Genomic DNA, 25,774 nt, shown 5'->3' with positions numbered 1-25,774 from the left:
TTTTTACTAGCCAAGGATTCGACAATACTTTACTATATCCTCTAATATTTTTCGGTGAATTTTGTCAATTTTTCGTATTAGCTTTTCAGAATGCAAAAAGCGAGAGGAGATACGCCCCAGTTAATGCTGCATCACTGCAGCCGTGCGTGTCACTCTCGCCTAATTTCCACAGATCAAAAATACCTAGTAAACATTTTAATGACGCTTAAATCCACATGATTTTTATATATCCTACTTCATAATTAACAATTCATTGTTTGAAAAGTTCCTTAAGTCTATGTTGTAACATCTTATCCTCTATAGATTGATGAACTGCAGTGTCATTAACATAATTCTTGAAATCCACATAATAGTTTTCGATTTGCCAACTTCTTTGTATTGTTATCACTAGTTTTTTTATCCTATGACACCAACCCCACTGTTTTTCAGTAATTTTTCCTGATGGAAAAGGAAATAAATATTTGTAAGTCGACAAAACTGTTAATAAATCCTCTTTAATAATAGTTATTTCAGGATTTTGTTCAATTAATTGAGTCAATTCTTTCAAATGTAATGGTTCATAAAATTTCTGTTCGTAGCACTCTATTATTTTTTTGATCAAACGATTAAAACACTCAATTTTTATGCTTTTATAAATAGATTCAACCAAACTTAACGCCTTGGGACTATCTGTATGAAATTCCCAAATATTGAATTCATTCTGATCCACATCAACTTTCTTCTTTATATTCTTCTTTATTGATTCCAAAATCTCTTCGTTGCTGAGATCAAAGTCGATTGATAAAATTTCACACCAAGATATTGCAGTAGATACTTCAAAAATAATTTCATTAATACTTTCAGATCCATTTAATTGTTTAATACGTTCCACTGTTCGGTTTATAACCCCTAATATTTCCTGATCAGATGAATAAAAATTATGGGTTTTTTCCTTATAGTTATTAATTGTATTAATTGCCCCAATTAAACTTTCTTTGTTATAGGCGCCTGTCTCATACCACTTTTTTATAAAGTGAAACACACCTTTGCTCAAAACGTTATCTAGTGAATTTTGTATAATGAAATTACACAAATAATCAATCGTCCCATTCTCACTCTCTTGATAGTATGCTTTCATATACTCAACATTATTTGCTTCACCGTCTAATAATCTCAGCTCTCCATTATGCTCAATATTAAAAAAAACTGTTGCAAAGCACATACGATAAAGATCATCTTTTGTAAATTTATCTGTGAAATATTTATCCTCAATTACAGTCAAAACTTCTTCAATAAACAGACTGGTCTTTTCAAAAGTTCGCAAATTGTTGAAATCCAAAGCATTGATTTGCTCCTCTAATACTCTCCAAATGCTGTTCCCCAAAATTTGTATAGGTGCCTCATCTGCATATTCTTCAATTTTATAAATACGATCTATAGCCTTTTCTTGATAGTTGATAAACGTCTCTCTATCTACATCTTCAAGTTGGTCCGTCGCAGCGATGAGAACAATCTTTATTTTTTCTATTTTTGAAAGGCTATCTATAATACCAAACACTTCTTTAATATCAAGTTCAGGATGCTTTCTCTCCAAATCGTCGAGTACAATAACAAAATTCTTAATGCTACCTAATTCTTTATTTAAATTTTTATGTATGTTTGCTATTAACGGTATTGACAAAGAAACGCCAAAATATGAAACGTCGAGTGTATTCATTTTTTCCCTTAATACATTCATCAATTTCTTAACTTTCCCACTCGGAGCTTTATCAAGTATGTGGAAATATATTTCTTGAATTATACTATTTACATCTTTTTTCCCGAATAAAGATACATAACAGGCTTCTGAATAATTTTGAATAAAATCTATGACGTATTTGGTTTTTCCAATTCCCCAATTACCATTTATCAGTACCTTCTGGTAATGAGAATCTTTGAATTGGTCAAGAACATCCAATATTTTATTAGCTTTCATGAATCACCCTCCCATTATATGAATAATAGTATCTTAAGTATATTATAGTTTTTATTTAGTAAACGTAAATTAATTATTGAAAATGATTTACAACGAGAACCTGTCCTTCAGTGGCTTATAATCGGGGTTTAAAATGACTTTTGCTCCATTCGCCCCTTTCCGTTTATTTTATTAAAAGGGACTTAACAGAACGAAACCAATTACATGTATGTCCTTTGGTTGCAGCCTTACATACATTTGCATAAGCTTCACAAGCAGCAATTGGCCAGAAATAAATCGGCTTTTTAAAAGTACAACGCCTCTAAAAAACGCAAAAAAGCCGATCAATGCACTAAAAATCCATGCAAAAATCGGGTTCTTTTCCTAATTCCCAACCTAAAGAGGGGATCCTCGCGTCAATCAACACATGATATTTAGCATTACTGTATCACTTCAAATGTTACTTTGCTGTAATCAAAATATTTTTAAACTTTTTGGGGATAGCATGTATCCACAAAATTCTGTATATGGACCTCTGTCAGCGACACTCGGATCTGTTATAATTCGGTTGCTGTTGTCGGTCAATCTTGCAGCAGTCTGTCCAGGTTTGTGAGCCCAATTTCCATCACTGCATTGGCGATACCAATGATAATCAGAAAAGTCCGGCCCTGGCGCTATAACTAAAGCCATAAAAAAACGAGGAATTTCTTCTTCGGAAAAACAACTGTCTGTTCGGTGACATCCATCCGCAATTGCCCCCCGAGTTACTTCATTACAAGTGATTTCGTTGTACATTTGTCCCGCTCCACGTCCGGGTTGAGCAAAAGAATCTGTTCTTCGGTTAGAAGCAAAATTGTAACAATTATTTTTTCTAATGTGTTCAGAGTTATTCCAGAAATTCGGTTCAAAATTGACTTTCTCATAAGGACATGTTTGATTGATATCCTGCAACTCAAATGGCTTGGACTTATTGCCTGATGGAAATTTTTTTATTGACATGTTCTTCATTTGCCCAATAACCCACTTATTTATTTTTGACTCGAAGTTGGATTCAGAACCATCGGAGTAGTTTGAAAAATTGTGAAGTAATTTTTCAATAATTTCAATGCCTTTGGATTCTAACATTGAATAACCATTTGCCAAACCGAAACTCTCCGGCAATGCGAAAAATTGCGGCAAGTAATCGGACTCTAGAGAAATGTTAATACCACGATACCCCAACCCTGATTGATTCTGAGTAGGGGCGTCTGCATCAGTTATAACCCCTCTATTTAAAGCAATCTCCTTTAGTATTCGTTCAGCGGCATCTTTATCCGTAATTGAAAATTCAGGATTTGGTTTACCTGAATACATATCAATAGTAACTTTGAGCATTGGGAAACCTCCTGTTGTCTAATTAAATTTTTTTGAATAGTCTTGCCTGTGAGATTTAGTCTTCCCATTTTATAGAAACAAAAACTCCCGGGCCAAGACTACATTTCTAAAATTTATTGCTTTATCTTGTTATACACTTCAGTCGCAAAAAGTCTGAGCTTGTTGTTTTCCGTACTTGTAAGCTTCTTGACTTCTGATCGAATGGAGTCATTTGCATGAAATTCATCATTGGAAATGGAAGTTAAGGCCATTTTCCGAACTCCCAGATCATTGTCGTTCAATAGAAATTTCAAAGCGTCTGAAATGGAATCTCCTAAATGCTGTTGATTGTTAATGGCAGCGGCTGTTGCTACACGCACCTCAGGGATTAAACTGCTGGCACCCTCGTTTAATACTTCAGTCACTTTGTCGCTTTGTATCAGACTTGCAGTATACACTGCTCGCGGCGCCAGTCTATCTCCTCCGTTTTTAGTTATATCCAGTAGATAAGGAAGAATTTCCGGACCCATATCTGCAGCAGCATTATAATCAGGTTCATCCCGATCGAGTAAATCGATTAATGTTTCCTTTAACATGAATCAAGTCCTCCTTAAGGAATGGTCGGAATTGTATACGGGCTTTGTCTAATTGTTTCAATTTCTGGACTGACCAAATCTGGTGGAGGGTTAGTTATATTATTCGTCCCCCCTCCTGTCATCAAACGATCCAGATCGTTGACATGAGATAATCCCAGCACATGGCCTACTTCATGGCCAAGCGTCCAGACACTTGCCACTCTCGTTACTACAGCTCCAGGCCGTCCAGAAGGATGAGCAGCACAACCGTTGTAAGGAGGGATTGTGGAGCGGACGAAGTATATCGCCAGTTCATTATCCTTCATATTATTTCGGTTACTGAATAGCTTGTCCTGTTCTTGAGTCGTTTCTCCCTTAACACATCGGCCAACATCAAGATCCATCAAAAGAGGCTCTGTCAATATTTCTGTGCTTATAATATCGACTTGAATATCTGCAGTCGCATAAACTTTTTTCATGGCCTCTACCATTTCATCAATCGGAATTTGAGGTTGTTCCAGAATCTTCAAGTGCAACTTTAAAGCTTCTTTTTGTGCCATTGAACTAAGATCCTTTCTCGATTGTATTAGCAACACTTTATTATCTTGCCATCGATCTTTATTTTTATGCTTCTGTCACATATAATTTGACATCCAAATAGAACCATACGAAAAACAAGGTTGTTAACCCGGTGTATAGACAATCTTCACCAGCAGCAGACTTGAATAAAACAGCAAGTAGGTAATTGCTGCTCCAAATTTAGTAGAGTTATTCGAACTTACGCCCTAACGTCAACTGCTCCGGCATTGTGATCACAGCTTCTTTATCAAACGTATCTGTTATCCATCTTCCGCAGTAGGGATTTCCGTCTACCGAATCCGCTCGGAAGAATACTAGCCTATGACCGGCTGGGTCGATGATTCTATGCTCCAAACGCACCGGACAGCCATCAATCATATGTGTCCAATCTCCAGACGGTGTAATACAAATGGCACTGGTTAGTTCCACGCATTGCTGCCAATTGGTCAGCTTTAGCATGATAAATTAATGCCTTCACGTACGGTCTCGGCTGATCTGCGCTTGATTCCCGGTATCGGCCCGTTATATCCCGCCAGTTCCAATTGCCGCTGGGCTTTTCTGAACACATAGTCCAGGTTCTCGCCCTGCCTGATCGTCCCGTCCTGCTCCAGATGCTTATTTGGAATCCATACATTTTGATTGGTGCCGCCCAACGTATATCGCTTGGCTTTGTAATCGGTATAGTTCCGCTTAATTAACTGGAGTTCGATTCCTTTATATTGTTGAACAGCGACATTCATGGATATTCCCCCTCGTGTTCGTGTACGAACTGCTTTACAGTCATTCCTTGTACCATTCTGGCTGGCGGAGAACGAATAGAGCCTTATACAGCATGTCTCGATCAAACCATCCAAAATGACATTCATTCATTGGTATCCCAAGTGCATTAGCTAAGCATCGGTAAGCTTTTTCCCTTTTTATACTGATGTTCAGCTTCCACACTGGATCAAATAAGGAATGGCATTGCTTCTTTAATTCCCGCAGTTCACGATTAGCTAATCGACCAAGCGGTACTTTCGTCCCATTGTGAACACCAACGTAAGCATCACAAGAAGTACATTTATAACAGCGCCCATTGCCGTATTCTCGGCCGTAAATGACAGCATTGCTGGTAAAAATAACACGACTGCCACAGTAAGGACATGCTATCGGAATCGGATAATCATCTATCATTTCAGTCCCCTTTATCCTATTTGCTTTAGACGTACCCTCAGACCTTCCAATGCGACATCACTGTAGTTCACCAAGTAGTAATCCCACCCGTTATGTTCGATACAAGACTGAATCCAACGCTTCTCCTCGCCATCCTCAAACAAAAATTCAACGGCTGCTCCAGAAATGAATTCAAAGCCATTTAGCGTGTATCGACCATTGCTTCCCTTTTTCAAGCAACCTTCATCTGCTACCTCAGCAAACGCTCGTTCCAGCATCCAAACGATGTCCTCCAGCTTATCTTCTGCTTTGACATACACCCCACGCTGGTACATAGACTCAGGATCGCCGGAGTTGTAATGCCCCGGCCAATCCTTTTCGACATCATTAATCATGCGAGCGACTTTCTTCATTTGCGGCGCAATCTTTGCAGTTCAGCCTTGATTTGCTCAGGTTTACTCATATCCATCTGTCTATCCCTTCCTTTTCTTCAGCTTTTGTATGGTCAGATGCCCAATTTCAGACGCGCTCATCACCGGCTTGCCCGCTGCTTCTTCTAACGTCCATCCCCGGCTAACACGGCTGCGGAACGTACTATAGGAGATCCCCAGCCGAGCGGCCTGTTCCAATAATTCAACAGGATATTTCCCCCGTTGTTCGCGGGCTTTACAAGCCTGTTCCTGTCGATTAGCAAGCGCTGTTGTTGCCGCCCGCTCCTGCTTCCAACCCAATTGATTCACACGGTAGATGAATGTGGAGTAGCAAATTCCATTTCGTTCGGCTAATTCAACCCACCGCTGCTCTACTCTGTTCTTGGGCTGAGGAGCAGTATCAATCGCCTTCGTCTTTGACCAAGCTAATGTGCGAACACGTTTTTCAAGCAAAGCTGGTCTTATCCCTCGCTCTTTCGCCATTTCATACTCATCTGGAGCAATATAATATTCGTAACTCACAATCCCCCAACTCCTTTATAAAAATGGCAACCACCACAGAGGTAGTTGCCATAAATTAATTTTCAATTCTTTTTCCAAGTAAAGAAGGGAAAGCCCACTTCCCCCGTAATCGACTGTAGGACACTTGAATCTGCGCTTAATAAAACGGCTGCAACCCAGCGCTCTTTTCCCTCCCGACTCAACAGTTGACGTAGAAAACGCTCCTTTGCCGACATTAAACCAATCCTCGTTGTTTGAGTGATACGAACCCTTCTTTGCCAACCACGATGTGATCAAGTACATCAATGCCTATAAGCTCGCCGGCTTTTATTAAGCGTCTTGTTAAAGAGATGTCTTCCGGGCTCGGTGTCGGATCCCCACTCGGATGATTATGTACGCAAACGATGGATGCTGCGCTACACTCGATGGCTGCGCGGAACACTTCGCGTGGATGTACAATAGCCGAATTTAGGCTGCCAATAAAAATTGTCTTCCGTTCAATCACCCGATTTTTTGTATCCAGAAAAAGGACATTAAAATGTTCCTGGTGCAGCGTAATCAAGTCGCCAACACTCTCAAAAACAGCTTCCGGGCCGCTCATCACTTTTGGTTCTCCCTCTTGCATAATCTTTTTTAATGTCTCCAGCAAGTGTTGGGCCAATTTGCGCTTTTTCGGAGGTAGGGCATTCATATCTGATTCTTTCATAAGAAAATCGTTCATCGGGTTCTCCTCTCCGTGCATCCCGCCTTACGGCGGTGTTTGGATGCACACCGCCGCTTGTACCGGGCGAAGGGTTATTTGAAATAAAACATGGAATTAAGCTTTTTTTGAATCAAACCGTTTGCTTTCCTTTTTGTTACCGTACTGAAGTAGCGCCGCTTCATCCCATCCCAGCTTCTTAATCGAAGCCGCAGGCAGGGTAAGCAGTTCCCACGGATTCAGGCCTTCAACAGTTATATTCAGGGCCAGCTCTCTCAGCCGCTGTGGATCAAAGTCCCACGAAACGGTAGTGCTGTAGTTCCAAATCTTATCTCCTGCCTGAAGGGGACCGTTCTGATCTACATAAGTCTTTAAATCAGCCTTCATCTGCTTCACAGCAGCTTCTAAACGCTCCACTTCAGCAGCTACCTTCATAGCTTCCTCGTTTGTTAATACTTTCTTTTCTACGGTTGACAATCTAACCGCCTCCTCTATTATTTGGATAAAAATAAAGACGAGCCTTCCTCATAGGGAGATGACTCGTCTTTTAATAGGTGTTCATTCAAATGGTTTGAAACTTTCAAATATGGCAATCCACTACAACCAAATAATGCTCCGGGTTCACAGTTTTAATGAATATGTTATAAAAAGAATCATGAAAGATTTTAAGTTTGTTATCCTTCGGGTTTTCTGCGTACCACCCTATCTCCTGCTGTTTCGAATGCCAAACTCCGTCCGGCGTTATCACCGCAGAAGGGGAAATATTTAGCATTTCCCGAAGATAGCCTGGCTTATCTCCGTATCTTTTCAAATAGTATTCCGGTTTATAGTATCCTTTGCCCGAAATGTTTTCTTCCCAATTGTGGAATGATTTTTGGAGCATGATCTGAAAATTCGGAGCCAGTACAGCAGGCACATGCATTCCTTCAATCTCCACCGTCAGCCCTTCATATTCTTCGAGTTGTTCAGCGAAGAATATGTCCTTAATTTTAGCTGGATTAGCTTGCTCGCCTGATTTCAGCAAGAGTAAATTTGACCGTCTATCGCTAACCGTCCACCCGTCCCATTTCGCGTTCGGGTTTTCCCAATAACCCCATTTTCCGGTTTCTTCGTCCTTTAAGCGATAGCCTTCATATTGAATCATGTACTCATCAAAGGAGACGTACTTCTCCTTATGTGGAACCTGTACACGTTTCAAATGTGCAGGGACTTCATATTTCGACGCCAGACTATCGGCTTTAACCGTTTGAAAGATGTTATCGTATGGAGAAACCAACCGTCCATCTTCCATTTGAACGAACTCTTCCGATTCGGTTTCATATCTTTGCCTATATGCCTCTTCGACAATAGCGTTGAATTGAAGATATTTCTTTGGGCAACTCCCTTTACCGTTTGCTTGATAAGGGGCCAACAATTCTCCGACATTTTCCAAAACTTCCGTAATTACACCTAATGTAAAATGACCCATTGTTGTTCAACATCCTTTCTGATTTTTTCTAATATGAATAACAATCCAGCACAAATGGGCAATGCTTACAGTGGCTACCCGGTGTGGCTGGAAATAAAAAAGATTTCATATCTGAAAAGGAATCCAGACAAGAAATCTTCAATTCAATCTCTTCGGCTAAACGAAGCGCCCAGTCTCTGGCTTTCACTGCTTCCAAAAGGCTGTATACATAAGCTTCTTCACGACGAAAACGCAGGAAGTAAAGCGCGCCTCGTATTTGCTTAAGTCCTCTCACCTTCATCAGCGCCCATGCATAAAGCATTAGCTGCCATGTTTCATTCGGGCCGTAAGGTCGCCAGTTCGATTTCCAGTCCTTGAACTGGTCTTTTTTGATCCAGTCTACATACCCCTGAAGGCTGATTCCTGAGCCGAGTGGAAGCTGAAAATGAACTTCAGTTTCACCAACCTCCATCGGAGCACGGGAGAGTAATTGCTGCATTTCCTCTCCCGTTACCTCTGGATGAAAGTCGGCTTCAATGAGTCCGGCTGCTATGGCTTCTGCTTCTGTCTCCCCATTGATCTTCAGCTCTATGGCCTTATGAACAGCTTTTCCAAGTGCCAGCGGTTTCGTGACCGGCTCTGATTTGCCCAAAATGTATTTTATATAAAAGCGATACGGGCAAGTCTCGTAAAGAGATAGACGGGAATAGGAGTAGATCATTCTTTCATGTCCACTGGTCTATGTTCTTCACATCATCACACCAATTGCATTTCCAAGTTCCATCTAGTTGCTTGGTGTGATCTTCATGCCCTTCACAATTATCACAAGCAATACCAACGACACTTCCAGCGGGCATTGCTTTCATATCTTCCAACGTTACATCAAATGAATTCATAAGACATACCTCCATGTTCTGGTTTTTAATCAATAAAATTCTTCTGCCGGTTCCAGTTCATCATCATCTGGTTCAAAGTTGCCGAACTCGATCAAGACGAGCATATCTTTAATGAAACGATCTTTTTAGGAATTTGTATCCGAACAATGCTCCATCAAGTGATTTATGACTTTTTCACGACTTAGCATGATATGTACCACCTTTCATTTTTTAAGCGCTGACGATCATCAGTCATTATCGGTCAATGTATCAAAACGGAAGATCCGCATCGTTAATTCCCCAGGCATTACCCCCAGAATTCGTCCCTTGATTCGAACCATTTTGACGATTGGACTGTCCATTTCGGTTTGTACTGCCGCCTGAACTCTTCCCTCCAGAGGATTGTTGGCCCGAGCTGTTACCGTTTTGATTAGGAGTCAAAAACTGAACGTTTTGCCCAATAACCTCCGTGACATAAACGCGCCGTCCCTCGTTATTCTCATAGTTCCGAATCTGAATGCGTCCGGTCACCGCCACCTGACTCCCTTTATTCAGGTAGTTCGCGACATTTTCAGCAACCGTCTTCCAAACAACAACTGGAATAAAGTCGGCTTCGCGCTCACCACCTTGATTCGTGAAAGGCCGATCCACCGCAAGCGTAAACTGGGCCACGGCAACACCAGCAGGCGTATACCGCAACTCAGCTTCTTTGGTCAGGCGACCAATCAGTACCACTTGATTCAAACTCATATTTAAACCTCCATTTCCATGCCTGCCGCTACCGGTTCAGGGCTTTAAGGATGGGACATGTATCTTTGAATAAATTCTTCGACTTCCACGGTCCAACCTGGACGTGATGAGCGCGAGAAAAGTTCCAGCACCGGACTCAGCAGCGGAATTTCAAGAAGCTTTTCTCTTGACTGGATGCGGGCAATATAGTGTGCATACCGCCCTGAATGAATGCCAAGCAGCAGCCAGAAATACGCTCGTTCAAGCTCATGCTGTACAATCTCATTCCACTGCGTCTGCATCCAGTCCAAGGTTCGCAAGTAGTACGAGTAATCCCGCTTCCGCATGACCTGCCAGTCCGGTTCTTTTCCGCCGTAAATGACACGGTAGACTCTCCGCTGTCCGGTTGACCATTGTTCGACAGGATGCCGTTTCCGACTTCGTCTTTTATCCTGGCTTCGGTATCGCTCTTTGACTTCTTCTTCGTTTACACCTTCCAGAAGGGAAATGAAGCGCAGAACACCTCCGCTTTCACCACAGTACCAGCAGCGAAATACTTGACCCTGGCTGTTGAGCGAGAGATAAAATCTGCGCCGTTTCCCCGGCTTACTGTCCTCCTGACAAAACGGACATTTCGCCAGTACTTCTTCGTTATGAATCGTTCGATGGTTCAGCTCCAATTGATGAAGCTTCGCCACTTCCACAATCTCAGGAAGCATGGACGCTCACCGCCCGTAGTGCTTCCTCCATCGTGACGGAAAGTGTCACAGGCTCCCAATCGGGCTGTAGAACAATTCGTTTCGTCACTGTTTTAATTTCCTTGGCTGGTTCCCACCATTGCCAGCGCTTATATATCTCGCTGGCAATGGCTACATGCCTACAACTCCTTTTATTGTTAAAGTTGCACGCCGGGCATTCGTGGCTGATGAGTAAGATATCACCCATCGGCTCAGCCCGTACCAGATACACACCATCGGAAGAATTCGAAGGGAGTACACAAATCAGCGCTGTTCCATCTGTAAAGGTAATCATGCTGCATTACCGATGATATGCACTGATTTCACGATTTTAAATCCATTTTCAATTTCAACTGTCAGCTCGAATACCGAGTCGTTTTGGATGTCATTCACCTGTTCCAATGCTTCTGGAGAACGAGCAATTAACACCTCTTCTTCCCCGGTCGCTAAATTGTTGACTTTCATTTTGGCGAAGGTAACTCCTCCTGGAGAAGTGCCGGTTGCGAAATCCAGCAGTCGGTAACCCTGCGAAGTACCATTTGATGTGCCTTGTGGCTGCTCACTGGGTGTCCGTTGTTGCGTCTGCTTCGGAACTTCCCCTCTACCCTGTCGCTGTTGCTTTGAGTCTTGTGAAGACTGCTGCTTGACTGAGGATGAATTCCCGGCAGGTAACGTAGGACTACTCTCCGTGCCAGCTTCTGGAGTTGGAGTCACATCAATAACATCTAGTTCGCTTTCATCCATCATGCCAAGTCCAGCGATGGAAAGCGTCACTCTCCGCTTCGCCTTCGTCTCACATTTCATGACCGCAACGGCAAACTCATCAGGAGTGAGTGGCAACATCCTTCCCGTCGAAACCTTCTTATGCCGCAATTCATCGAAAATTTTCTCCTCCTTAATCAGAGGAACCGCACCAACCGATTCGTCACAACGACCATCGGAGGTTGTCGCCTTCGCGGTAACACAATACACGTCCCCTATACGTTCCCGGTTCGTGATTGCAATACTGATCGAATGGATCTTCCGAAGCTGATCCGTTGCATCACGCTTGGCATACAGCACCAGCTTGCCATCCAGATTCAAATACTCAAACGGACGCGTCAGCGGATTCAGGCCAAGACTTTCGCAAATCTTGCTGTAGTATTCCAGTCTCTCCTGTGGCTTCAATGCATCCAAATTGCCTTGGACAACGACCTTCTCCATTATGGAAAGTTGTGTGTTTTCCCCATCGTTTTTCAGCTCCTGTTCGTAATTTTAATTTGACTCAGTAAATGTCTTTTGCACCAGTTCATCCAGCGCCCTCCAGATCGCCGTGATTTCACTTTTTAACGGTTCCGGTGCTTCAGAAGCAGCATCATCCAGCAGAGACAATGCTTCTTCCAACGTGGATTGGACATTCTCCATGACTTCCGCTTCATACGTTTGCCGAAGCAAGTCATTCAGTACCGCTTCAGATGAAGATGCCTTACGTTCGTCTTCCCATCTGGCCTTCATCTGTTCCCACTGCTGTTCCTTCGAAATGGCAGCAGTGGGCTGGTTGGCAATTGAAGCTTCCTCTTGGCGATGCTTGGCGTGAAACAGACGCTTAAATAATCTCGTTACCTTTGAACTGGACATGAATTGCACATCCTTTCGGCGTTTGTATAAAATGCAAAAAAGCCGATCTCCACATGATTGTCTCATGCAAAAATCGGCTTTTAAAAAACAGTCTTAGGTTTTAATTAGTGAGTCATAGAGGTAGCGGCTTCTTCATCTATAATGGGCCGCATCCAATTAAAATCCTTTTTCAAATTACTGTACTAACTCGTAGGATTCATCCTTTCAAACCTTCGCTTCAAATGCCTTAAAGCCCAGCGCTCTAAAAACAGCATTGAGAGTCAGCATCTTAACATCCTCAGACCCCGCTTCGATCTGGGAGACGCAATCATGCGTTATGCCCGCTTGCTTAGCCAGCTTACATTGTGTCCATCCTAAAGCAAATCGCCTAGCTAAAACAGCATTTGCTACTGCGACCGAGAAGCTATCCAAGTAAGCAGAAATTTCAGGGTCTTGACGAGCTTCCTGTATAAACTCCAAAAAATCTTGTCCTGGCTGTTTCGGCATTCCCTCTCCCCTTTCGGACAGTACGTAAATAAAAAAAAGCCGTCTTTCAAAATGAAACTGAAAAATCGGCTTCTTAGCTTTAATAAAGTTCTAGGCTTCGTTTGCTGCGTATGCAGCAGCCTCTTCATCTGCCATAGGTCTGAGTCCTTCAATCTGTAAGGCTTTGAACAGCTTGGATAACGCATCCGGCGTAACAACAAGCCCCGCTCGATGATGAGTCAACCCCATTTCAATCACGCAGACATCAGCAAAAGATACACCCGACACATCTGCTAATTGCTGAAGATCGTAGCCCAGCTCTTTTCGTCTTTCCGTGATCATCCGTCCTATGGCCACTTCGGCACTGTCCGCATACTCAGCAACTCCCGGAACTTCCCGTAAAATAGATACAGCTTCCCTGTATCCTTTTTTCAAGTGATCGTATTTACCCATCACTCTTCATCTCCTTTTAGGTTAATGTACTTCTCTGGAGATTGGATGAATGTCGAATATACAGATTTCGTAACCTTTATGATCTTTTCAAATTCCGGAGAGTAGGTAGCTAATTTGATGGTTGCTCTTACAAATACCAAAAATTGAATGTCTTTGATCTCATACGCAAAAAACAAAGCTCTGAATGCACCAGCTCCACGCCAATTCACTCGAAATTCAAGTAGTGGAGGGTGATTTACGAGTTCTTTTACAACTCTAATGGTGTAAAGCCCTCCATCCTTACGCTTCGTTGTGAAAAATACGGTTAGAGCAAGTGGAAGCCCAATGCTTTCCAAAAAGTCCAATGCGCTTAAAACATAGAGAGACAACTGCCCCTTTTCCGGGCTACCTCCAGCTTCTTCACCCAAGGATTTTATGGTTTCAAGTACTTGAGAACAACCGTTTTCATCTTCCAGGAACCACAGAACTATCTCCATTATACCATCCCTTCATTTTTTATAAAACGCAAAAAAGCCGATTTCCACACGGAATCATCCATGTAAAAATCGGCTTTTAATCACTACTCATTACAAATCGCACGCGCATACCATTGCTTTGTTCAGAGCCTTTCGGACTTCATCATTCCTTGTCTCCAGCAAACGGGAGTTTCGGAATCCAGGGTGGCTTTCGCCTTTTGGCCTGCTTTTACCTCACTCTTCCTTTTCTCTTCTTCAGTAGAGAAAAATCAGCAGGATCGAGGGCAATGCTAATGTTCTTTTGGAACATCCCATGCTCTAAACGACTTTGTGAAGATCAAAGTCAAAGCGGTGGGCCAAACCCTTGTCTCCGGCTTATCAAAGGGAGTTTAGGGATACAAAAAATTACACTTTTATTCTAGCACATGTTGGTAAACTATACAAGCACATGTTCGCATGTAATTCCCTATCACTTCCACACACCGTCTTGCTGCCGGAAAAACGTATAGTCCTCTCGCAAATCCGTGTCCAGCATTAGCCGGGCTGACGTCAGCACTGGATTAAGACTTCGGTCATCTTAAGGTTGGTCTGGAATACAAATCAAGCATGACCACCCAAGTGTTTACAAGCACGCGTCAATAATTCATTGTCTCAATAATTCAATTCGATACCAATAGGTATTTCTCTGTTAGATCCAAATTCACACAATTTTTTCATTTTTCAATTCAATTATTTGTTTTAAAATTAAATCTAAAGAGGCATTCCAATGGATACATGACTCTTTTTCATAAAACCCCCCCTTTTTGAAATTATGTTTAACACATCCGCCCATACATAAAGGTAAGAATTTGCAATTCATACATTCATTTATTTTTAATGGATTCAAATCAACCCACTTTGTGAAATTTGAGTGGTTATGGTAGTCTTCCCAAATATGTGAACCGCCTAACGATTTATCATGAACATCTACTCCACATTTAAACACCTGCCCATTAGGATCAATACAGATGGAGTTAGGATTTTGTGCCCCACACGCTCTATATTTCACCTTTGGAATCTCAACTACATCTTCGACTTCTAAATTCGGAAATCTCTTAAGCACCTCTTTCTGAAAACTTAACACATGCCTATAAAATTCTTCAAACGAAATCGTGTCAGATTCTAAATTAGTACACACTGAACTGATAGGGCCTATCATTGAAATATATGGTATTATCCTTCTTTCTCTTGTAAATACAACTTGGTTACTAAGCTGCTCAAGGAGTTCATAAGCCATACTTACTGTTTCCCTATTAACGTTAATTCTTATTGCAATATCAATCTTTTTCGATGAATTTTTGATACCATTCAATACAGAATTAAAGCTCGGATTTCCTCCTTTGAATGGACGGTTATTATTATGTATTTGTTGTGGCCCGTCTAGAGTAATCTGAATATTGGACACCTTTAACTCTGATAATTCATCAACAATATTCGGAGTTAGTCGAGTTCCATTTGATACCATGCTTGCATTATATTCAATTTTCAGTTTATCAGTAAGTTGGATGAACTTTTCCGAGAGATATTTAATTTGTTCGAAAGCTAATAGCGGTTCACCACCATACCAATCAACCTTGAGCTTTTTATATTTACCTTGAGATAGTTTTTGATTAATTTGAGATACTACACTATCGCACACTTCTCTGGTCAATTGAATTCCATTACGCTTTTGATAACAATAGTAGCACTCAAGGTTGCAGTCCATTGTTGTTGCAATTGTTACCGAAAGAATTTGTGAATTTGAAACGGAATTGAAATTATCTTCTATAACTTGCAACTCATCAAAATCAACTGGAACAATAAATCCCCCTTTTAGAAGGGCATTAATAACCTCATTTTCTTTTTGATTATTATTTAAATAAAGTGGTTTATCGTCACAAATTCCATCCAAAATCAAAGCAACCTCTTTAGGTAATTTTATAAAACCTCCTTTTAAACAATTGAATAAAAAACTATTGTTAGAATCATCAAATTTAACTTTGTGATTGTACTTTGAACATTTAAATAGTTTGTTGTTCATACTTGACACACCGCTCTACAACCACAGAGCCTAGTCCCAGATGGTACTTCTTCAGATGGATGTATAACCCATAATTCATTTATTTTTATATTCTCAAGTTCTTTTTCTTTAAGAGTATTAATCTTTACAATTTCCAACCCTACTTTTTTTCTATCATCTTCCATTTCACGAATCCTCTTTTCAAGTTTAATTAAATTTGCTCAAATCAATCTAATAATTCAGCATAGCTAGAATCATTCATTTTTTTTGCACTGTTTAGTAGCGAGTTTGAGTAACCGATACGCTTTCTTAAAACTCCACTAACAACTGTACTTATAGATGATTCTTCCCTTATACAATTAAATGTCTTGGGAAGAATCATCTGTCCATATTCTGTTTGTAATCAATTTTTTTAATTTATCATGCTATACAGATATTTCTGCATCCGCAAAGCGTGGCACCAGATGGTACTGCATCAGCAGGTTGAAAAACCCATAAATCTTCAACTTTTAAATCCGACAATTCTTTTGCCTGAAGTGTATTAATTTTTACAATTTTGAAACCCTGCTTTTGTTCTTGATTTTCCAAAAGTATTCTCCTTTCTTCAAGAATTTACTTTTATTGTTTGAAAAGATTACGTATTATATACATACAAAAAATCAGATATTTGTTTATTCGCACAAAGTTATTAAAAAGAGTTTTTAATTGGATACGACCCAATTTCCTATTCCTAATTGTTTATTAGAACTGTGACTCTTGTGCCAAAACTACATTCCAAACGAATTCTAATACACAACAAAGGAGAGTCATCCGATAACACCGAGACCTTGGACGGCAATTATGGCCTCTACCTCAGTAGGAGACCTAACAGTGTTAAAGATTATTATCTCTGCCAGATGCCATTTTGCTGCCGAAAAAATGTGTAGTCTTCTCGTAAGTCCGTATCCAGTAATAAACGAGCAGAAGCCAGCAACGGATTTAGCAAGGATACCTCCTCCAAGTTCTCCGTTATCACTATGATCGGCTGACTACATCGGCGCAGCTCTCTTTCTGTTGCCGTCATGTCCGAATTTCCGCGCACCACCAATATATACCGCAGAAGGTCCCCAATTTGAACCTTACCTGTAAATGGCGATGCTGCGGGAAGGATTTGAAAACCCTTTTGTTTCTCATGCAGAGCAGCAGCAAATTGAAAGAACACCAGTTTGGATAATACCGATGGAATATCCCAATGACTCCAGCTATTCACACTCTGACCGGATTTCAAAAGCTGGATACTCCGCGGGCCTAACGTAAAGATCGGGATGGTATTCTTGTTCTTTTTTAACTCGTGCTGTACTAGCTTCTTCTCAGCCAGCATTCGCCTCACCTGATGCCTGCGCCAATGAAAAAGGCGAGTCATCTGCACGCTGCCGATACAGCCAATTTGCCCGATGGCTTGAAGCCCAATCTCTTCCATCGGCAACCGAATCGGAGCATAGCCCGCGGAAATCGGCTCTGATAGAATCGTAGGAACAAACATCCATTCATGCGTTAATGAAAAGGGAGACCGGGCTTCTGCCCGATCTCCATGCTGTTTCTCCATCCTGCGCCTCCTTACCGCTTCCGCGTAATTTGCCCAAAGATTTGCTCCTTTTTCATGTCAACGCGGAGAATACGAAGAAACACACGGTCGCCTTGCTTCACTTTGTCAAATGGCATATGCCGAACCAAGGCATCCACACCACGTTCCAGATTTACAAAAACACCGTATTCCACGACACCGGAAACCGTCCCAATATACTCTCCTCTCGTGTTATAGCGCTTGCTGCAATCCGGCCACGGGCTTTTATCCAGCGCCTTTTTGCTGATGACAACCTTCTTTTGCTCCCTGTCCAGTTTCAAGACTTTAACTTTAAAGTGATCTCCAATTTCTGCCACATCTCGCAAGTCTTCCGTCCAACCGTATCCAAATTCCTGAACCGGCAGCTCAATAGAGATCCCGCCAATATCCACGGTCATTACCTTGGCCTGAATGGAACGTACCACGGCGGTAATAACCGCTCCTTGCTCCAGCCACTTCCACGTCATGCCCTCCATATGTTCTATGGCTGCTTGCCGTGAAGCAATGAAAGTATCCCCATCACGGTCATAGGATACGATTTTGAAGGCTACCGGCTCGCCAAGCAGTTGCCGGAAGGCATGTGCGTCCGAAACACCGGAGAATTCCTGTGGAATATAGCCCCGGACTTCACCGACCATCACCACACCGCATAGCTTCTTCAGCTTGACCTCCACCCCGACCATTTCAGCTTGCAGGATCAGATTGTTTTGCTTGGCACTGTATATCTGCGCCCAACCTTCATCATATCCGCTTTGCTCCAGCTTATCCTTGTCATAACCTTCAATCAGTACACGCTTCAGTTCTTCGCTCATGTGTAAAACCTCCATAATTAAAATTTTGGCAATATAAATAACCTCACCGAAGGTCAGTGAGGGTGTTACTCAAATGGGTCTTCTTCAAGTGCTACATTAGGTTGCATTACTTGCTGTTTGTGAAGCTGAAATTCACTGTGTAATTTTATTAGAGTAGGGTTTTTACTTCCATAAATCCGAGACAGCATATCAAAGGCTGTATTGGCATCTTCGTGTTGGGTGATGTCTCCCCATAAATCATTCTCGTTATATTCGAGCTTTAACTCATCTAAAATCCAACAAAATAAATACATTTCAAATGCGTTTTCTTCCCTGACTTTAATATGTGTAGGAATATGTGAAATGTCTTTTATAAGTGCTTCTGTTCTCTTATCAGATTCTTTTTGTTCACTGCTTATGAAGGTCAGTCTTGATGGAAATGCCGTTTTCTCTCCTTTTTGTTCCTCAATTTTCTGTGCTGTAACCTGATCCGAAATCTGCTCATCATGTTTGTGTTTGAAATGATGTTTAAACGCCCAGAACTTTTTTGCAGGTTCCCATTCCCGCCGCTCTTTCCAATCCTGCGGCACGAACACGCCCTTGCCGATCTTCGGTGGCAGCGGCGTTCCGTCCTCCAGCAGCTTCGCTACGTAATGAAACTTCGGCAAGCCGTCCATCAATTGCGTGTAGAATATGCGGTCTTCTTCCTTTTCCGTATCCCGGTAGTTTTCAGGCAGGATGTTCGGAAGGAGCAACTGCTGTTTGAACGTGCTTTGTCTACTGATAATCTGCTTTTTGCCAAACTCCCGGCTGAATTCTACTGCATCCTGGTACGCCAAGCCGCCAAACGAAATTTTATTCCGGCAACTGGTCAGGATGGATTGCTTCATGGCTTTGGCGTTGATTTTCCCGCTCTCGACTTCAAGTTGGCCTAGAGACTGAATCGCGAAAATCCCGGCTGTCTTGAACTCAGCGGCAATGGACAGAAACAGCTCCACATCTGGGTTAATATAGCGTGAATATTCATCTACGATCATGATATGCGGTACGCGCGTGCGCTCCGTTCCCGGCCTGCGGAACGTTCCGCTTTGCAGATGCATCACGACAAATTGACCGAAGGCATCCCCAGCTTTTCGCAGCTTCCCCATTGCGGTATTGACGGCAAGGATACCCCCTCAGCATAATGCTTGTCCATATCAAAATCGGAGTGTCCCGTTAAAATAGGCTCCAAATGGCGATTTGAAGTCAGGTTCTCCAATTGGGCGCGAAGGCCAATGACAAACTGTTGATACTTTTCCTTCTGCGCCCCAAGTAGCTCGGATTGAAAAAACTGTACCAGATCGGACTCACCTTCCTTGAAACGCAACTCCTGCACCTTATCTTCCAACAGTTTCTGATCCCGCATCGTCCGAAGGACATCACCCAAATTGACATCATCCAGATGAAGACGTTTCAGCAGTTTCGTGATATTTCGCCCAGCTAACTCCTGTACCGTGGCGAAAAATGCCTCCTGCTTCCCGAACATGGATTTCAACACGGTAACGGTCGCTTCCGCCACATCGTCTTCATCTCCCTTCATCACAGGAAACCGAGCGCTGTTTGAAATCGTCGGATCGACATGAACACAGGGCAAGTTCATTTCCCCGCACATTTCATTGACCATGCCTGCCATGTCACCCTTTGGCTCAACTACGGATAGTCCCAAGGGGATACCCCGTTTCTTCATGAGAAGCAGTTGGTAGATGATCGGCTTCAGCAAGGTCGCCGTCTTCCCGCAGCGGGTAGGGCCAACAACTAGCATGTGTGTAAATAGGTCACTTCCACTCCAGCGAATCATTCACCTCACTCCTTCATCGGGATTTCTTCACCTAAGTTCAGTTCTATATCTGGACTACGAATAAATAGACGTTTGAGCTTTTTCCAGCGGTCAACGGGAGTGGGTTTGACGGCTACGAGTTGCTGCTTGCTGACATTGCCACGCCGATTCAGCAAGTTATGCTGCAAACGGGAATTGGCAAAGGTGATGAACGATGAGAAAATAAGTCCGGCAATCAGAGCAGCGTGGAAACCGGCAGCAGCAGACAACGGAGAATCAGGCTGGCCCTTTAAAAAAGCATGGAGTCTCCCGCTCAACGCCATACCCGTCCACAAAAGACCCGTAAAGAAATAGATCAGCTTATTCCGATGCTCCAGCACCCAACCGTACATGTAGACAATCAAGCACAAGATAACCGGGAGCCAACTCCAGAAACCTGCACAATCCGGCAAACGCCAATACAAATAAACCCACCCGCCGAGAGTGAGCATGAGCCATACGAATCCGATCATGGCAGTTCATTCAGAAAGTCGAACGGATCGGTATCTGTAGACTTTTCAATTGGGATAACCGGCATAAAGGAAGTGTAGTTGTAATGGACACCCTGCTCAAACTGTTGTTTGAACGGCATTATATATTCGTCATTTGAAGTCAAAATAAATATTGCTGTACCATCATCTTCCGGCATTACAAAACGACTGATTGGACGCTGCAAAACAATGACCTTGTATTCATCATCAGCAAGTGAAATACGACCGACAAAAGGTGTTTTCTCTGCCTTGATTTCAACCGACACGCAAGGCTCTTTGGCCTGCAAATATTTGACGAATTCAAAGAAGATCAGCTTCTCCAATAACTCTGCTATACTCCAGTATTCAAGGCGTTCCGATTTAATACCCATCCATTCACTTCCTCGCAGCCCCAAAGTATAGACGATTTGCTTTCGTCCATTTAGCCACAACTCATGAGGAAGCAACTCTCCTTTGCACATCATCGAATGAATATGCTTTTGCCCCACTCCGAACAGGTCAATCATCTGCTCACGCTCAATCGCTCCGATATAACCTACTGCCTGCAACAAAACATCTTTTGTCGGAAAATCAAGCACGGCGCTGACGTACACAGGATTCGGTTTGAAAGCCCACGGCTGATTCAGATCGTAGAGCGGGATCACTTCCGGCTGTTCCATTTGGATCAGAAGCTCCGGTGTCGTCTTCTGATTCAGTACCTGGACTCCGTCTTTGATCTCTTGAAATTCCTTGCTCATCCGATTGAATTCCTGAATGTAGCGCTCTTTAAACTGCATGGCTGATTTACCAGTGTATCCCATCGCCAATTTGGTAAATCCATCCCGTGTGATGGTGTACTTCGGATATTCACGGCCCCGTTCGTTAGCATAAGTTGACTGCCCAAAATTGAGCCGTGAGAATTCTTCGCTACACCCCAATGTTTCAATGTCACGCAAAACGTTTTTGTGGACTTTGCCAAATACCTCAGCCACCATCAAGCTATCCGTCACTGGATGGCCGTTCTCCAAGTAAACCAGTTCTTGCATATACAAATCTCCTTTCAAATCACTACTTGATGTGTGTTAGATAAATAGTCTGCTTTAGCTTTACGAATCCCCCCTTTCAAAACTCCGTTCAATGCTTTCTTTCGAGATACCCACAATATCTACATGTGCCGCACTTGATAACTCCTGTTTGTACCGCTCGACTTCCGTCTCTAAACAAAAAAGAAGGACTCGCCGCCCTCTCTCTGGTAAGCATCCACATTGTAATTTCTTAGGCATCGTTTATAAATCATGATGTCGCCAATCAGCACCTCAATGACATATGGCGTTGGAAGCCCGTCGCTTCTTCGAATTCCATAAAGGAATCCGTATTTGTTGCTGCCTTCCTTTACTCGGGTTAACTGCCCATATTGAGACAACAACTTTTGCAGATTTAAAAACGCGTTTGTTGACAGGATGTACTGCCGAGTCAATGTGATTCCGATTTCATCGAACGGCAGCAAATGAACGGGAATCCCTCCGGTTACTAATCCCATTTTGTTACTCATGCCTTCAAATGCGTCTTTGATGGGCCTGCTTTTGTAGTAGATCAAGTAGCCTCGCAATTTCGGGTGCTTCTTAATTTCCGTGATGATCTTTATCAGCGTCTGGTTTCTAGCATCGGGCATGAGCAGGTAGATCATATAGTCCCCCTCAGCGGTACGAAAGCCGCCGACCGTCAAATTCCCACGGTTGAGATGATATTTGCGTTTGATTGCCCGTGAGTCCATAAAAGGCACTTCCGGTATTTGCACATAAAGCTCATTTGCATCCGTAATGTACTGCCTCTGTTGGATAGACAAACCCAAATCCCTTGCCCGATAGTTCTTGCTGTCCAATAAACCGTGCTCGATTAATAAGTCCATCCCCGCTTCGGTCAATCGGACATAGGCCGCGGTTACTGTTTGGCCCGCCATCCTCTTCCCGAAAACATGCGAAGTAATCAGCCCTTCTTTCTTCATGATATACAGGCGTTTATTCCCATATTTTTCACCATTGGAAAAGTGCTTGGTCACAATTTGTCCCTTGGTCATCTCTCTTAACTCATACAGTTCGTGCAGTATAGACAGGTCGCGATCTGTCCATTCTCGCTGTCTTGGCATGGTATTCACTCCTTTCTGCTGGAAATTGAATGCGCCCCTATTTTAGCTGCTGTGGACTTGGAAGGGGGTTTTGCTGGGTTAATGGACGGGGGAGGTGGAACGAGTGGTCAGAATCTCCCGCTCAACTGCGTTTTGCGGTAGCCTCTTCCCACCTTTTCGCTCTTGGCCTCCTGACAGCTATCCCATAACCCCTTGTCTAGTATGAATTTTCAGCATTTTTTCTTCGCAAAAATCGGGTTAAGTCCGCATGGGGTGGTTATCGGGTTCGAACATACCCGAAAAATCATGCCCTGAAGCATATTTCCGACGCACATTTTCAATCATTTTCATAGCATTTTCAGAAGGCGTAATAAAAATCTGAACATGATTTTTTCGAGCCAAATCCAGAAACCCAGATTCCATTACTTCAATTTCCTTCCATGAATCATCTTCAATAAATCCAGCGTATCGAATGGCATTAATTAAGAAGCTACGGTTGCGATTATCCAAATCACGAATCATCAAATTCTCAAAAAAGTGACCAATATATATAAAGGCCGAGCGTAGAGAAGGAATATCCAGTCTTGCAGTTGCTTCCATCGTAGCGCGAATATAGTAATCCCTAACCTTGTTCTTATACTGCTTTTCCTTCATGTAGAGTGGTAACATTCCCTGGTAAGAAAGCTGATGTACGGGATACTCATCCAACATATAGGTACGATAGTGACACGGCGGATAGGCAAGCGGATCAGGTGATGTACTTTCTGGCAATCGTTGAATCCGTTCAGATAGAACTTCACCCAAATTAAAAGAAAGCATAACTGACTGCCGATACATGTCCTCCAAATCCGTCACTTCTTTTTGCTCTTGTTGTTCCATAAAAGACATCTGCATCACTCCAACTTTTTAGAATTTTGAAATGTATCTTATAAATGCTGCACTTAATATAAAAGTTAGTTTTTAACATTTAATTATGTCGCTGCATTTAATATGAAGCGTATCGCTTCCGTCTCATTCCAAGTGGTTTAAAAAGTCAAACGGATCATCGGACACTGTTTTTTGGGGGGCTGGAGCTGATTCTTCCTCTGATAGCAAGGCTTCCAGATCGACGGTTTCTTTCTTTACCAGTGACTTAAATCCAGCCAGCACTTCCGCAATAGCGTCCGTCTTCTGGCTTCGTTCATCCACTTTGCGCTCCAACTCCGCAAGTTCATCCGTCAACTTCGTCACGCCGTTCGGAAAATTGAGTCCAGCAAATACGGTATAAATCGTGACTAGCCCCGGCTGATCTCCAACATAGGTCGCCACCGGATTTTCGTCCAGAATTGGCGTGCATTCGTGTAAGAAGGATTGAATCTGCTCAACAAACGCATGAGTAAACAGACGTTTCGCCGCCGAGCTGTCGGCCACAATGCTCACTGCGCTGCTGGTTGCATCCTCAAGGTCATACCCGGCTGACAGCTCCCCACTCAACACACTTTGCTTCATCGCTTCCATATATGTTACCGGAGAAGCAAGGTCTACCGCCTGTGCAGGCAATACACATTTTGCGATATGCAAGCAGCCGCCCGTTTTTAGCATATTCAGCCATTCAGAAGCGTCGAAGTGGTAGCTGCCGTAAGGCTTGTAGCTGGCGGTGACGGTGTTCAAGTCATGGAGAAGTCGGGCCACATGGCGGTTACATGACTTCATGAAGTCTTCCACACTCTGATTCTGATGTAAGCCGGTCTGGAACAGCTTTTCATTGTCCACAACTACAATAGCCCCCAGCCCCTGCATCGCTCTCTTAATCACTTGCAGACGTTGCAGGGCATTGTCTAGCACCTTCCTTCCCTCGTTTCTACGCGGCAAAGTGAGCAGCAGGCCAAACCGCCCCGCAAAGCCTACGGTATGCAGTAAACGGATCGCCTCGATGACAGCTCCAGTTCCTGTTCCGCCACCCAAGCCACAGCAGATAAAAACGTAATCCCGGTCACTGAAATAGCTTTGAATGGTTTCGGTAATGGCCGTCTTGTGGACAGTGAATGCTTCTTGTCCGAGCTGAATATCCCGGCCTACTCCGCGTTCATATCCCGGCAGCGTAATTTTCTTTACATTCGGATAATCCGGCAGCTTGAGAAGATCCATTTCATTACTGTTAATCAGGATCGCTGTATAGGGCCGCTGTGTATTTTTTGCCGATAACCTCATCCCCGCACACGCATGAGCGATGGAGGTTCCTCCCATCCCCAGCCCCAAGAATCCATACTTCAAACTGATGTTCATTGTCCTCCCGCTTCCTTCCGTTTATTTTGCTCCTGCAACCGCTGCTGTCTGTAAATTAGCAACTCTTTGCCCAAAGGGGATAACGTATAGCGCTTGGATTTCGCGACTTCTGCTACATGTACCAGCGCTGCCCCTTCCAGCATGGCGGCGGCTTCATCCAGCAGATGCCGAGAACGGATCGGCATTTCCTCTGCCTGTGGATGTATCTGCTTATACAGAGCATTGGTCACATCACGCAATTGTTCTTTTTGCACCGGACGACTAGCCATCCTGATTGCAGCAAGCATCCACATCATGTTTTCATTCTTGGCTGTAGCCGATAGCATTGCATCCAAAATCGCTTCTCTGCTCATCAAGGACTCTCACCCCCTCCTTTCAATTCTTATCAAAACAAAAAAAAGGCCCCCGCCTTTTGACGAGAGCCTAATCATTCCATCGTATTTTGTTTTTATTTTATCTACACACCCTGTACGAGGTGCAACCAGGATGAAACTTCTGCCGATCTTACCGGTTTCATTTCAATCCAGACACTCCACAGCGTGACTCAAAACGGCTGAACTGACATCCACGGATAACGTCCTATTTCAATTCTGCGCACTTTATACGGAGTGCGACGTTCCGCTGT

33 protein-coding genes are annotated in these 25,774 nt (G+C 43.0%); all 33 read right to left on the bottom strand.

What is annotated here, in order from left to right; translation table 11 throughout:
• Positions 1-250 precede the first annotated feature (250 nt).
• Positions 251-1,954 (bottom strand): P-loop NTPase fold protein, encoded by a 1,704-nt coding sequence (locus JI735_RS19645; protein WP_039833845.1) that lies wholly within the window; start codon positions 1,952-1,954, stop codon positions 251-253.
• Positions 1,955-2,407: 453 nt separating this feature from the next.
• Positions 2,408-3,307, bottom strand: coding sequence for a hypothetical protein (locus tag JI735_RS19640; RefSeq protein WP_039833847.1), 900 nt, complete (start codon positions 3,305-3,307; stop codon positions 2,408-2,410).
• 113 nt (positions 3,308-3,420) lie between these two features.
• On the bottom strand, positions 3,421-3,882 hold the full coding sequence (locus tag JI735_RS19635; protein ID WP_039833848.1) for a HEAT repeat domain-containing protein: 462 nt from the start codon (positions 3,880-3,882) through the stop codon (positions 3,421-3,423).
• A 14-nt stretch (positions 3,883-3,896) separates the two neighbouring features.
• Complete coding sequence (locus JI735_RS19630; protein WP_039833849.1) at positions 3,897-4,421, bottom strand: hypothetical protein; 525 nt, start codon at positions 4,419-4,421, stop codon at positions 3,897-3,899.
• A 471-nt stretch (positions 4,422-4,892) separates the two neighbouring features.
• Positions 4,893-5,180: a hypothetical protein gene (locus tag JI735_RS19625; protein WP_051051599.1), complete on the bottom strand. Its 288-nt coding sequence runs from the start codon at positions 5,178-5,180 to the stop codon at positions 4,893-4,895.
• Positions 5,181-5,220: 40 nt separating this feature from the next.
• Positions 5,221-5,613, bottom strand: a complete 393-nt coding sequence (locus JI735_RS19620) for a zinc-finger-containing protein (protein WP_039833852.1) — start codon at positions 5,611-5,613, stop codon at positions 5,221-5,223.
• 11 nt (positions 5,614-5,624) lie between these two features.
• Positions 5,625-6,005 carry a DUF5348 domain-containing protein gene (locus JI735_RS19615; protein WP_157771292.1) on the bottom strand — a complete coding sequence of 127 codons (381 nt, stop codon included), beginning with the start codon at positions 6,003-6,005 and terminating at the stop codon, positions 5,625-5,627.
• A 60-nt stretch (positions 6,006-6,065) separates the two neighbouring features.
• Complete coding sequence (locus tag JI735_RS19610; RefSeq protein ID WP_051051601.1) at positions 6,066-6,545, bottom strand: hypothetical protein; 480 nt, start codon at positions 6,543-6,545, stop codon at positions 6,066-6,068.
• Between the two features lie 214 nt (positions 6,546-6,759).
• Positions 6,760-7,149 carry a RadC family protein gene (gene radC / locus JI735_RS19605; RefSeq protein WP_267919295.1) on the bottom strand — a complete coding sequence of 130 codons (390 nt, stop codon included), beginning with the start codon at positions 7,147-7,149 and terminating at the stop codon, positions 6,760-6,762.
• A 192-nt stretch (positions 7,150-7,341) separates the two neighbouring features.
• Complete coding sequence (locus tag JI735_RS19600) at positions 7,342-7,701, bottom strand: hypothetical protein (protein WP_233475974.1); 360 nt, start codon at positions 7,699-7,701, stop codon at positions 7,342-7,344.
• A gap of 103 nt (positions 7,702-7,804) precedes the next feature.
• Complete coding sequence (locus JI735_RS19595; protein WP_039833856.1) at positions 7,805-8,692, bottom strand: hypothetical protein; 888 nt, start codon at positions 8,690-8,692, stop codon at positions 7,805-7,807.
• 28 nt (positions 8,693-8,720) lie between these two features.
• Positions 8,721-9,392 carry a RecB family exonuclease gene (locus tag JI735_RS19590; RefSeq protein WP_083886493.1) on the bottom strand — a complete coding sequence of 224 codons (672 nt, stop codon included), beginning with the start codon at positions 9,390-9,392 and terminating at the stop codon, positions 8,721-8,723.
• Positions 9,393-9,396: 4 nt separating this feature from the next.
• Complete coding sequence (locus JI735_RS19585) at positions 9,397-9,567, bottom strand: hypothetical protein (protein ID WP_157771293.1); 171 nt, start codon at positions 9,565-9,567, stop codon at positions 9,397-9,399.
• A gap of 249 nt (positions 9,568-9,816) precedes the next feature.
• A complete protein-coding gene (gene ssb / locus JI735_RS19580; RefSeq protein WP_039833858.1) occupies positions 9,817-10,296 on the bottom strand; it encodes a single-stranded DNA-binding protein in 480 nt (159 codons plus the stop codon).
• Positions 10,297-10,340: 44 nt separating this feature from the next.
• Positions 10,341-10,994, bottom strand: a complete 654-nt coding sequence (locus JI735_RS19575) for a hypothetical protein (protein WP_039833860.1) — start codon at positions 10,992-10,994, stop codon at positions 10,341-10,343.
• 309 nt (positions 10,995-11,303) lie between these two features.
• Positions 11,304-12,215, bottom strand: a complete 912-nt coding sequence (locus JI735_RS19565; RefSeq protein WP_202676341.1) for a hypothetical protein — start codon at positions 12,213-12,215, stop codon at positions 11,304-11,306.
• A gap of 51 nt (positions 12,216-12,266) precedes the next feature.
• Complete coding sequence (locus JI735_RS19560; protein ID WP_039833861.1) at positions 12,267-12,629, bottom strand: hypothetical protein; 363 nt, start codon at positions 12,627-12,629, stop codon at positions 12,267-12,269.
• A gap of 204 nt (positions 12,630-12,833) precedes the next feature.
• Entirely contained in the window at positions 12,834-13,115 is a 282-nt protein-coding gene (locus JI735_RS19555; protein ID WP_039833863.1) for a helix-turn-helix domain-containing protein, read from the bottom strand.
• Positions 13,116-13,205: 90 nt separating this feature from the next.
• Positions 13,206-13,547, bottom strand: a complete 342-nt coding sequence (locus JI735_RS19550) for a helix-turn-helix domain-containing protein (RefSeq protein WP_039833865.1) — start codon at positions 13,545-13,547, stop codon at positions 13,206-13,208.
• Positions 13,547-14,023, bottom strand: coding sequence for a hypothetical protein (locus JI735_RS19545; protein WP_039833867.1), 477 nt, complete (start codon positions 14,021-14,023; stop codon positions 13,547-13,549). Before JI735_RS19545 ends, JI735_RS19550 begins: the two co-directional genes overlap by 1 nt.
• Before the next feature lie 679 nt (positions 14,024-14,702).
• Entirely contained in the window at positions 14,703-16,061 is a 1,359-nt protein-coding gene (locus JI735_RS19540; RefSeq protein ID WP_039833868.1) for a radical SAM/SPASM domain-containing protein, read from the bottom strand.
• On the bottom strand, positions 16,058-16,225 hold the full coding sequence (locus JI735_RS19535) for a hypothetical protein (RefSeq protein WP_157771294.1): 168 nt from the start codon (positions 16,223-16,225) through the stop codon (positions 16,058-16,060). Before JI735_RS19535 ends, JI735_RS19540 begins: the two co-directional genes overlap by 4 nt.
• Before the next feature lie 235 nt (positions 16,226-16,460).
• Positions 16,461-16,628: a hypothetical protein gene (locus JI735_RS19530; RefSeq protein ID WP_157771295.1), complete on the bottom strand. Its 168-nt coding sequence runs from the start codon at positions 16,626-16,628 to the stop codon at positions 16,461-16,463.
• 295 nt (positions 16,629-16,923) lie between these two features.
• A complete protein-coding gene (locus JI735_RS19525; protein WP_039833869.1) occupies positions 16,924-17,625 on the bottom strand; it encodes a hypothetical protein in 702 nt (233 codons plus the stop codon).
• Positions 17,626-17,636: 11 nt separating this feature from the next.
• Entirely contained in the window at positions 17,637-18,455 is an 819-nt protein-coding gene (locus JI735_RS19520; RefSeq protein ID WP_233475973.1) for a S1 RNA-binding domain-containing protein, read from the bottom strand.
• Positions 18,456-18,520: 65 nt separating this feature from the next.
• Positions 18,521-19,534: a TraM recognition domain-containing protein gene (locus tag JI735_RS36060; RefSeq protein ID WP_233476499.1), complete on the bottom strand. Its 1,014-nt coding sequence runs from the start codon at positions 19,532-19,534 to the stop codon at positions 18,521-18,523.
• On the bottom strand, positions 19,534-20,271 hold the full coding sequence (locus tag JI735_RS36055) for a type IV secretory system conjugative DNA transfer family protein (RefSeq protein ID WP_233475972.1): 738 nt from the start codon (positions 20,269-20,271) through the stop codon (positions 19,534-19,536). Before JI735_RS36055 ends, JI735_RS36060 begins: the two co-directional genes overlap by 1 nt.
• A gap of 5 nt (positions 20,272-20,276) precedes the next feature.
• Positions 20,277-20,762, bottom strand: a complete 486-nt coding sequence (locus JI735_RS19510; RefSeq protein WP_039833880.1) for a hypothetical protein — start codon at positions 20,760-20,762, stop codon at positions 20,277-20,279.
• Positions 20,759-21,805 (bottom strand): Rha family transcriptional regulator, encoded by a 1,047-nt coding sequence (locus JI735_RS19505; RefSeq protein WP_083886498.1) that lies wholly within the window; start codon positions 21,803-21,805, stop codon positions 20,759-20,761. The genes JI735_RS19510 and JI735_RS19505 overlap by 4 nt, the downstream gene beginning before the upstream one ends.
• A gap of 170 nt (positions 21,806-21,975) precedes the next feature.
• Positions 21,976-22,905, bottom strand: a complete 930-nt coding sequence (locus JI735_RS19500; protein ID WP_202676340.1) for a hypothetical protein — start codon at positions 22,903-22,905, stop codon at positions 21,976-21,978.
• A 237-nt stretch (positions 22,906-23,142) separates the two neighbouring features.
• Positions 23,143-23,763, bottom strand: coding sequence for a hypothetical protein (locus tag JI735_RS19495; protein WP_202676339.1), 621 nt, complete (start codon positions 23,761-23,763; stop codon positions 23,143-23,145).
• Between the two features lie 132 nt (positions 23,764-23,895).
• A complete protein-coding gene (locus JI735_RS19490; protein ID WP_202676338.1) occupies positions 23,896-25,149 on the bottom strand; it encodes an FtsZ/tubulin family protein in 1,254 nt (417 codons plus the stop codon).
• Positions 25,146-25,505: a hypothetical protein gene (locus JI735_RS19485; RefSeq protein ID WP_157771296.1), complete on the bottom strand. Its 360-nt coding sequence runs from the start codon at positions 25,503-25,505 to the stop codon at positions 25,146-25,148. The genes JI735_RS19490 and JI735_RS19485 overlap by 4 nt, the downstream gene beginning before the upstream one ends.
• Between the last annotated feature and the right edge of the window lie 269 nt (positions 25,506-25,774).

The sequence above is a fragment of the Paenibacillus sonchi genome (assembly GCF_016772475.1).
Taxonomy (GTDB): Bacteria; Bacillota; Bacilli; order Paenibacillales; family Paenibacillaceae; genus Paenibacillus_AQ; species Paenibacillus_AQ sonchi.
Note: the sequence above shows the minus strand (reverse complement) of the source record. Positions and strands in the feature narration are given on the sequence as shown.